Origin of the sequence: Streptomyces sp. SID5643 (assembly GCF_009872555.1) — a bacterium.
Classification (GTDB): Bacteria; Actinomycetota; Actinomycetes; order Streptomycetales; family Streptomycetaceae; genus Streptomyces; species Streptomyces iakyrus.
On the sequence record NZ_WWIC01000007.1, the window covers coordinates 1 to 829 of the forward strand.

Sequence of the window (829 nt, forward strand, 5' to 3'; positions counted from 1 at the left end):
ACCGTGTTCCGGGAGGGGCACGACGCGGTGGCGGCGCATGTCGTCCTGAAGGACCCCGAGGGCCGGCCCGGCCCGTGGACGCCGATGCGCGAGCTCATTCCCGGCAGCGACCGCTGGGGCGCCGAGATCAGCGCGGACGCCGTCGGCCGCTGGTCCTACCGGGTGGAGGCCTGGAGCGATCCGGTGGCCACCTGGCGCCGCACGGCGGCCATAAAGATCCCGGCGGGCATCGATCCGGGCCTGGTCCTGGAGGAGGGCGCGGAACTGTACGAGCGGGCGGCCGCCGGCGTGCCGGAGGAAGCCGGACGCGCTGTGCTGCTCAGCGCGGCGCAGGCCCTTCGCGACGACGCGCGGCCCACCGCGGACCGGTTCGCGGGGGCGCTGACGCCGGAGGTGGACGAGGTCCTGGCGCGGTATCCGCTGCGGGATCTGGTGACCAGCAGTGAGCCGCTGCCGCTGCTGGTGGAGCGGGAGCGGGCGCTGTACGGCTCGTGGTACGAGTTCTTCCCGCGTTCGGAGGGCACGCGCGAGCAGCCGCACGGCACGTTCGCCACGGCGGCGCGCAGGCTTCCGGCGATCGCGGCGATGGGCTTCGACGTGGTCTACCTGCCGCCGATCCACCCCATCGGCACCACGTTCCGCAAGGGGAAGAACAACACCCTCTCCCCCGGTCCGGACGACGTGGGTGTGCCCTGGGCGATCGGTTCGCCCGAGGGCGGTCATGACGCGGTGCACCCGGATCTGGGGACGCTGGAGGACTTCGTCGCCTTCGTGCGGCGGGCGCGGGAGCTGGGCATGGAGGTGGCGCTGGACTTCGCGTTGCAGTGCT

At 73.3% G+C, this 829-nt stretch carries 1 protein-coding gene; it reads left to right on the plus strand.

The features are described 5' to 3' along the window. On the plus strand, positions 1-829 hold an 829-nt coding region (locus GTY56_RS00905), incomplete at both ends, for a maltotransferase domain-containing protein (protein WP_161361499.1).